Genomic DNA, 8,697 nt, shown 5'->3' with positions numbered 1-8,697 from the left:
GGGGGCGTTACGTGAGGCGTGCATAAGTCCTGATTAATTTGAGGTTGGTAAAGATAAAAAAACTATAAGTTATTAACAGTTAACAGTTAACAGTTAACAGTTAACAGTTAACTGTTAACATTTATATCTTTTCAAAATTGCACTTTATAGAGGTTAAATAACTCGCCGTTTCTCTTTTTAACTACCTTCGCACCAGTAGATTTAATCAATTTTTCCCAGTCAGCGATCGCTTCTAAAAATACCTCAGCTCCTCGATAAGTTTCCAAAATTGCCCAATCCTCTGCCAAAGGCGCATCAGGATTAAGGATATCAAAGACAAAATAACCTTCCGGTTTCAAAACTCGCTTGACTTCCCCCATTACCACCTCCCAGTAATCCAAGGGAAAATAACAGCTAAACCCCGTTGCGAAGCACAAATCGAACTGATTTTCTTCGTAATTCAAACGGTGAGCTGGCCCCAACTGCACGCCTTTAAACAGCTTAGAATTTAGCTGGGGCCCGCGAGCATTTAAGGCATCTCGCGCTACAGTGCTGCTATCTTGTCCGTAAAAAAAGGCTTCCCAGTCTCGCCAAGGATAAACCAAAAAGCTGACCCCACAGCCAATATCCAAACAGCGCTGATTTTTCTGGGGTTTGGCAATTTCCCAAAAAGGAGAAGCCACCTTAGCTAACAGAGTACCTGCTGCCAAGTCCCGAAAAATTGGCATCGCCTCCACTTCTTCGGGTAGAGCGAAATTTTCTCCTCGATATTCGCGATCGAAACGAGAGGAGACTTGAGAAAGTAGAGCCTGCCAACTTTCAGGATGGCCACTAGAAAACCAAGAGCGATCGCCTTCTGATTGTGGACTTGTACTAGCACGGTCAAGCTTTTTAGACATCAATCAATACCTTTTAGGAGAACCCTTGAGAGCCTTCGTAAAGTTCTGACGATAGGATTTATTGAAAATTAAAGCTGGCCACAGCAACGACAGCTTGAGCCGATTTGAAAAGCTCCTGTCGAAGGGTGTCCGCTCAAACCCCTGCCAGAACTTCCACATACCGCCGCCGTAAATGACTAGCAACGCCAAGCTAATTAACGTACTCATCAACTAAACCCCTAAATAACCGATCGGATTGGATAAACTTCTTCATCGCGCTACCCTTGTCAATTCTAGCCAACAGCGCCCTCGGCTTGCCTACAAATTTCTTGAGGACTTAACAGTTCACTTATAACTTTTTTTCCCCTCTACAGCCTATAATAATGTAATGTAACATTTGTCACCAGTCTTAGCTTATATTTGCTAGTAAGGGTTGCACCTTACTAAAGAAAGCGATCGCCAAAGACTAAAAAATAACAAGCTCAAAAAAGCTTGATTCCTTCAATCACTTCCGCAATCAGGCGATCGAACTTGAGCAGGGACAAATCGCTACACTAGATTTTTGAAACTCGCAGATCATCAAGCTGAAGGCTTATAGCTAAAGGCTGATAAGTTCGATCAGGCAAGAATTCCTACTAGACAATGACCTGAAACCCTTAACTTTGCAAGGAGGACTTATGCGAGCAGTGCTGATGGCCGGAGGATCGGGAACACGGCTTAGACCGCTGACGTGCGATCTACCAAAACCGATGGTACCCATTGTCAACCGCCCCATTGCTGAACATATCGTCAATTTGCTACGGCGGCATCACATTACAGAAATTATTGCGACGCTGCACTACCTCCCTGACGTGATGCGCGATCACTTTTCAGATGGTAGTGACTTTGGCGTACAGATGACTTATGCCGTTGAGGAAGACCAACCCCTCGGCACCGCTGGTTGTGTTAAAAATATTGCTGAACTTCTCGATCGCACTTTCTTGGTAATTAGCGGCGACAGCATCACAGACTTTGACTTAACGGCAGCTCTGAACTTTCACCGCAGCATGAAATCAAAAGCTACCCTGATTTTAACTCGCGTTCCTGACCCGATGGAATTCGGTGTGGTAATTACCGATGAAAACTATCGCATCCGCAGGTTCCTAGAAAAACCCTCCACTAGCGAAGTTTTCTCAGATACAGTCAACACAGGCGCTTATATCTTAGAACCCGAAGTTTTGGATTACCTGCCAGCTAATGCAGAAAGCGACTTCTCGAAAGACTTATTCCCATTGCTGCTAGAAAAAAACGAGCCGATGTACGGCTACATCGCCTCTGGTTACTGGTGCGATATTGGTCAACTCGATATTTACCGGGAAGCTCAGTATGACGCACTGCGCGGAAAGGTGAAACTAGAATTTCCTTATTACGAACAAAAGCCGGGACTTTGGGTAGGTCAAAACACTTTTATTGACGAAACAGCGATTATAGAGACACCTGCGATCGTTGGTAATAACTGCCGCATCGGGCCCAGAGTCAAAATTGCCGCCGGCACCGCAATTGGAGACAACGTAACTGTCGGTGCTGATGCCAACCTCAAACGCCCCATTATCTGGAATGGCGCAATTATTGGCGAAGACGTTCACCTGCGGGCCTGCGTGATTTGTCGAGGAACCCGCGTAGATCGCCGCGCTCACGTCTTGGAAGGTGCTGTAGTCGGTTCTTTGTGTACTGTAGGGGAAGAAGCTCAAGTCAGTCCTAGCGTTCGGGTGTGGCCGAGTAAAAAAATAGAATCGGGAGCTCAGTTGAATAATAACTTGATTTGGGGAGACCAAGCCAAGCGCAATCTCTTCGGACAGCGAGGTGTGCAGGGATTAGCCAACGTTGACATTACTCCAGAATTTGCAGTTAAATTGGGAGCGGCTTACGGCTCTACCTTAAAACCCGGAGCCTCAGTGTTGGTTTCCCGCGATCAACGTAGCATCTCCCGCATGGTTTCTAGGTCTTTTATTGCAGGTTTAATGTCTGTAGGCATTAACGTGATGAATTTAGAAGCGAGCGCGATTCCGATTACTCGCGCCGTCGTACCCACACTATCAATTGTGGGAGGGATTCACGTTCGACTTTCCCCAGATCGAGCTGATAATATTTTAATAGAATTTTTTGACTCAAAAGGAATCAATATCACAAAAGCGATTGAGAAAAAAATAGAAGGAGCTTATTTTAAGGAAGATTTGCGGCGGGCACAAATTCCTGAGATTGGAGATATGGTCTACTTCAACCAAGCGCTAGATGTTTATAGCCGCAGGTTTGAAAGGCAGATGAATGTTGAAGCAATTCGCTACAGTAATTCTAAGGTGGTGATTGACTATGCTTACGCTGTCTCTGGCGCGATTTTACCCCAACTCCTAGCTAAGTTCGGCTGCGATGCGGTGGTACTCAATGCCAGTCTGAAGCAGACATCCCTCCCAGAGGAAGAAAAAGAGCATTTGCTAGATCAACTCGGTCGCGTGGTCAAGGCTCTCAATGCTAACTTTGGAGTGCAGGTATCTGCAAATGGGGAACAGCTAATTTTAGTTGATGAATCTGGTATTGCCATTCGAGGAGAAATGTTGACGGCGCTGATGGTACATCTGATGCTAACTGCTCATCCAAGATGTACGGTAGTAGTACCTGTTCATACTTCTTCGGCGGTGGAAGAGATCGCTCGTCGCCATCACGGTAATGTGATTCGCACCAAGGCAAATCCGACGGCGCTGATGGAGGCGGCTCACACAAATCCGAATGTGGTTTTGGGTGGCAGTGCCAATATAGGTTTTATTTTCCCACAACTGCATCCCGGCTTTGATGGGATGTTCTGTGTTGCTAAAGTAATTGAGATGATGACGATTCAAGAGCGATCGCTTGGACAGATCAAGGCTCAACTCCCCCATGTGACTCACGACAGTTACAGTGTCCGCTGTCCTTGGACGGTGAAGGGAGCGCTGATGCGCTATCTGGTAGAATCTCACTCACCGGATAATTTAGAATTGGTGGATGGAGTGAAGATTTTTAGTTACCATGATGACAATTGGGTATTAGTTCTACCGGATGCTAGCGAACCTCTTGTACATATCTTTGCTAACAGTAATGACCGCGATTGGGTGGCTCAAAGTTTGAGGGAGTACCGCAATCTAGTTTACGATTTTGTTAGCCAATCAGAAATTGTTAATTGTTAGTAGTTAGTTGTTAGTTGTTAATTGTTAGTGGTTAGTTGTTAATTGTTATTTGTTGCATTTTTATTATTAATAACATAACAATGCCCAAATACTATCAATTACTGCAAATCTCTAATTACCACCAATTACGACTAACAACTAACAATCAACTACTAACAATTACCAATTACCAATTACCAATCACCAATTACCAATTACCACTTACCAACTGATGAATAGCTGTATTTTGATGGCGGAGATCGTTCAAGCACCGCAACTCCGCTACACCCCTGACAATCAAACTCAAATAGCTGAAATGCTTGTGCAATTTCCAGGTAATCGGCCTGAAGATCCCCCATCAACTTTGAAGGTTGTAGGATGGGGAAATTTGGCTCAAGAAATTCATGGCAATTATCACCAAGGCGATCGGATTATTATTGAAGGTCGCCTGAGTATGAACACGATTGAGCGAAAACCGGAAGGGTTTAAGGAAAAACGCGCCGAATTAACAGCTCAGAAAGTTTATAGTCTGGGATCGGCGGAGATGACCTCTTTTTCGACCGCCAATATATCCCACACAGAGCCGACTAAAGTTCCTACAAATGCACCTGTTTCTGCTCCTAGTAATGTCGTATCTCTAGGTTCGCGCAATCGAGGTCAAAACCCTGTTTCTACTACGGCTAATCGTTCTAGTGGAACCGAAGATTGGGAATCCAATCCGTCAGGGTATCAATCTCCAACTTCTCCCTCAATTGAACCGATTCCCTCTGAGGAAGGTGAGGGCCCTGATTACGATCCGATCCCTTTTTAGTAAGTTAGAAGTTATACCAATTCTCCAAAGTTATGCAATAGTAGAGGCAGGAGGCAGAAGGCAGGAGGTCATCTTCTGAAATTAACTCAACAATGCAGATTGTCTCAATAATTTGGAGAATTGGTAAGTAAATCCACCTAATTAAACATAAGATCGGGATGGCTCAAAAGCTGACTGTATAAACATTCTACCTTCTCTCCTAGATAACTAAATCCTCCTGCCTTCTACCTTCTTCCCTCTTCCTCCTGCCTCCTGCCTCCTCCTAGCTTTGTACAACCCAATCTACTCTGTGAGCTTCCGTGATATTGGGTATATCTAAGCGATCGCTCAACTTCAAAATCACAGATTCAGGTACTCTGGCCGAGCGAGAAAGGTTCCGCCGCAGCAATTCTTCGCAAGGAACTTCTAAATAAACAATGCGAATTCGTGCCTGATAATTAGCAAATAATCGAATTAGAGATGAGCGCATTTGCCGAGTTGTATTCGTCGCATTCCAAACAAAAGATTTTCTAGCTCTCAGATACTCTTTAGCCGCTGCTTTCGCTTGATTGACAACAACTCCTTGGTCGTCTTCTGGGGAAACTTTTAAGACTTTTCGGATTGCGTCTAGGGAAATTACAGGCCAGTCGGGTAAGTGTTCCTGAATCCAATAATCTTTACCTGCTCCCGGCAATCCTGACATTAAAACTACTTCAAATTGGGTATCGTCAAATGCTGTATAATTGAGATTGCGATCTTCTTTTTGGAAGTAGATAAATCGACTATAATCTGAGGGAAATTGGCGGGGGCGATCGAAGCAGTCATTTTCTTGGCAAAATTCCCGGAAAAATTCAATTCGTTCTAAAAGTTGAGGGCGATCGCTACACTCACGGCCCCGAACATCCGCTTCTGCTAATAGTGCTAGTAAGTCGCACCGAATCAGTTGGCTGGCTTCGATCGCTGCTCGCTGAGGATTTGGCTTATCCCAAAACCATAGGGGTAAACTGCCATACCTCACTAAAGCAACTATTGCCTCCCGCTGTTCAAAGGGTACTCTGGCACGCCAAAGCAACTGCCGTGCCATTTTTGCCCCTTGTAAGACGTGCCCCTTAGAAGTGATGCTGCCATCGGCTTCAATGGTTGTCGCGTCAGGCTTTGCCACATCGTGCAGCAAGGCGGCTGCAAATACAACTGACTGCTGGATGGGTGGTAGTTCTCGCCATTGGGACAAGGAGATCAGTGCCTCGCAAACCAGGCGAGTGTGGGTTAAAACATCGCCTTCGGCGTGATATTGAGGGTCTTGGGGGCAATTTTCAAGAGACTGCAACCACTCAAACTCTGCTTGAAGCGATCGCCAATTTAGCGTCCAGTTTGGAGGGGTGGGACAGTAGGGAAATGACCAAGGCTGACAGAGAGAAACTGAAGTATTCATAATGGCAAATATGGCAACCGTCAAGGCGGTTAGGTGGTTTGGGGGGTGAGGTCAAAGAATTTAGAATGAAACAGCCCTGCGTCCCCTTCAGGGGTGGGAATGTTAGCAAAACTCCCTGTCTGCGATCGCTATTTTCCAGGATACAACGAGGCCAGAACACACGCCGTAGTCCCTAGCTATACCTAAGTCCTAGTAGATTTTTCCCCAAATTTAGTCAAATTTTCCACAGATTATCCACAGGTTTTTCCACAGTAGCGGTAGATGGGTTAAATTAATAGATGGCTTAAATTAACAGGACTTACGCACCCAACTAAAGAAACCGGGTTTTTTGACAAATACTTCGCCCTTATCCACAGATTCTCTCAAAAACCCGGTTTCTGGAGCCCTGTGCGTAAGTCGTGTTAATTTTGCGATCGGCTAACAGCATTAATGCGATCGCCTAACTGACGTAAAGTTTGAGACAAATTCGGGTCAGTATTCCGCAATTGAGCAATCTTATCGCAACTGTAAAGCACCGTCGTGTGATCCTTACCCCCAAAAACCTCACCAATTTTAGGTAAACTCAAATCCGTATGTTGTCGCATCAAATACATCCCCACTTGACGAGCAAGGCTAATTTCTCTGCGTCTAGAATTGCCTTTCAACTCCTCAACTGAAAGGTCAAATACATCCCCTACTGCTGTCAGGATCGCATCCGGGGAAGCCTCCAATCTCTCAGTTTGAGGGTTTAAAATCGGGGCCAGATTCTCCACAGTCATCGGCAAACCCGTAATCGAAAGATAAGCCACAGCCCGAATCAAAGCTCCCTCTAATTCCCGAATATTTGACTTATAACTAGAAGCAATATATTCAATTACATCTCGCGGGAGCCGCATATTTTCATATTCAGCTTTTTTTTGTAAAATCGCCATCCTTGTCTCTAAATCAGGCAATTGAATATCTGCAATCAACCCCATTGAAAACCGGGAACAAAGGCGTTCTTGCAAGCGGGGAATTTGATTAGGCGGACGGTCTGAAGCTAAAACTATTTGTTTACCTGCTTCGTGTAAAGTATTAAATGTGTGAAAAAATTCTTCTTGGGTGTATTCCTTGCCTTCTATAAATTGGATATCATCTACTAAAAGTACATCTGCGGCTCGGTAATGATCGCGGAAACTTTGCATACTATCTTTACGAATTGCGGCGATCAAATCGTTAGTAAATTTTTCAGTTGAGACATAAAAGATTTTAGCATCGGGGTCAATTTCCAGGCGATAATGACCGATAGCTTGCATCAGGTGAGTTTTCCCCAAACCCACGCCACCACACAGAAATAGCGGGTTAAATTCTCGCCCCGGAGACTCCGCCACTGCCAGAGAAGCAGCATGAGCCATGCGATTATTTGAACCGACAACAAAACGGGCAAATATGTATTTAGGATTTAAGTTCGCAGGTTTAGGTTGTTGGTGAGAGTGACTTTCTGGAAGATCGGGAGATGGCCAAATTAGTTCTGAACTATTGTTAGTAGTGTCATCTCCGTTCAAGGTTGTCAGGTAGATATCAACGGAATGACCGAGGATATCTTCGACTACTTGAGCAATTGTTTTAATGTAATATTTCTGCAACCAATTACGAGCAAAAGGATTAGGGGTGCGGATAATCAAACAGTTATTTTCCAGTTGCTCAGCACTGGCAGTTTTAATCCAAGTCTCAAAGGTAGGTCGGCTTAGTTGTACCTGGAGACGTTCAAGCACCTGATTCCAGAGAATTTCTAGGCGCATTTTTTTCTAATTTATTCTAACGATTTTACAGCTATGATAGGCGATTAACAAAGTCTTTGTTGAGCAAATAGTTATGAATCTCATACTTTGGATTTTGAGGCGTTGGGGGATAGCTGTAGGTACTCTACTCCTGCTAGGATTTCCAGGGGTGGCTGCACGCAGTGCTATTCAACTTAGTCAAGGGGTATCGCAGCAGAGAGAGGGAAACCCGGCAACTGCTGCTGAAAGAGCTTTTACAGAAGGGGATCAACTCTACCAGCAAGGGACGGCGGAATCTTTAAGACAAGCGATCGCGAAGTTTGAAGAAGCATTAAAGCTGTATCGAGAAGTGGGCAACAATGGAGGGCAAGCAATTAGCCTCTTGGCTCTTGGCAGAATCTACTCAGAATTGGGAGAAAAACAGAAAGCGCTAGAGTATTACAACCAGTCCCTGAGCTTGAGTCGGGCAGTAGCCGATCGCGGTGGCGAAGCTCGCACCCTCAACAACATCGGCTTAGTCTACTCAGAATTGGGAGAAAAACAGAAAGCACTAGAGTATTATAGCCAGTCCCTTCCTCTGAGTAGGGCAGTAGGCGATCGCATTGGGGAAGCTCGCACCCTCAACAATATCGGCTTAGTCTACTCAGAATTGGGAGAAAAACAGAAAGCACTAGAGTATTATAGCCAGTCCCTTCCTCTGAGT

Annotated in this window: 7 protein-coding genes; 3 read left to right on the top strand and 4 right to left on the bottom strand. The window is 44.9% G+C overall.

What is annotated here, in order from left to right; translation table 11 throughout:
* Positions 1–131: 131 nt before the first annotated feature.
* Positions 132–878, bottom strand: coding sequence for a class I SAM-dependent methyltransferase (locus PN499_RS14620; protein WP_007358037.1), 747 nt, complete (start codon positions 876–878; stop codon positions 132–134).
* A 3-nt stretch (positions 879–881) separates the two neighbouring features.
* Positions 882–1,085 (bottom strand): hypothetical protein, encoded by a 204-nt coding sequence (locus PN499_RS14615; protein WP_039963058.1) that lies wholly within the window; start codon positions 1,083–1,085, stop codon positions 882–884.
* A 449-nt stretch (positions 1,086–1,534) separates the two neighbouring features.
* Here PN499_RS14615 and PN499_RS14610 point away from each other — a divergent pair, with 449 nt between their 5' ends.
* A complete protein-coding gene (locus PN499_RS14610) occupies positions 1,535–4,054 on the top strand; it encodes a mannose-1-phosphate guanyltransferase (protein WP_272032715.1) in 2,520 nt (839 codons plus the stop codon).
* 211 nt (positions 4,055–4,265) lie between these two features.
* A complete protein-coding gene (locus PN499_RS14605) occupies positions 4,266–4,844 on the top strand; it encodes a single-stranded DNA-binding protein (protein WP_272032714.1) in 579 nt (192 codons plus the stop codon).
* A 262-nt stretch (positions 4,845–5,106) separates the two neighbouring features.
* Here the strand turns inward: PN499_RS14605 and PN499_RS14600 are convergent, their stop codons facing one another.
* The gene (locus PN499_RS14600) at positions 5,107–6,279 is read right to left on the bottom strand and encodes an AAA family ATPase (protein WP_272032713.1); all 1,173 of its coding nucleotides are present in this window, start codon (positions 6,277–6,279) and stop codon (positions 5,107–5,109) included.
* A gap of 377 nt (positions 6,280–6,656) precedes the next feature.
* Positions 6,657–8,015, bottom strand: a complete 1,359-nt coding sequence (gene dnaA, locus PN499_RS14595) for a chromosomal replication initiator protein DnaA (protein ID WP_272032712.1) — start codon at positions 8,013–8,015, stop codon at positions 6,657–6,659.
* A gap of 73 nt (positions 8,016–8,088) precedes the next feature.
* Between dnaA and PN499_RS14590 the strand changes: the two genes are divergently transcribed.
* Positions 8,089–8,697, top strand: a 609-nt coding sequence (locus PN499_RS14590) for a tetratricopeptide repeat protein (protein ID WP_272032710.1), incomplete at its 3' end; no start/stop codon positions are given.

The organism is Kamptonema animale CS-326, assembly GCF_028330895.1.
Taxonomy (GTDB): domain Bacteria; phylum Cyanobacteriota; class Cyanobacteriia; order Cyanobacteriales; family Microcoleaceae; genus Kamptonema; species Kamptonema formosum.
This window is presented reverse-complemented; position numbering and strand designations above follow the sequence as displayed.

What these genes read in the sequence shown, in the direction of transcription:
- PN499_RS14605 (WP_272032714.1), top strand. Translation starts at nt 4,266, where the DNA reads ATGAATAGCTGTATTTTGATGGCGGAGATCGTTCAAGCACCGCAACTC.
- dnaA (WP_272032712.1), bottom strand. Translation starts at nt 8,015, where the DNA reads ATGCGCCTAGAAATTCTCTGGAATCAGGTGCTTGAACGTCTCCAGGTA.
- PN499_RS14620 (WP_007358037.1), bottom strand. Translation starts at nt 878, where the DNA reads ATGTCTAAAAAGCTTGACCGTGCTAGTACAAGTCCACAATCAGAAGGC.
- PN499_RS14610 (WP_272032715.1), top strand. Translation starts at nt 1,535, where the DNA reads ATGCGAGCAGTGCTGATGGCCGGAGGATCGGGAACACGGCTTAGACCG.
- PN499_RS14615 (WP_039963058.1), bottom strand. Translation starts at nt 1,085, where the DNA reads ATGAGTACGTTAATTAGCTTGGCGTTGCTAGTCATTTACGGCGGCGGT.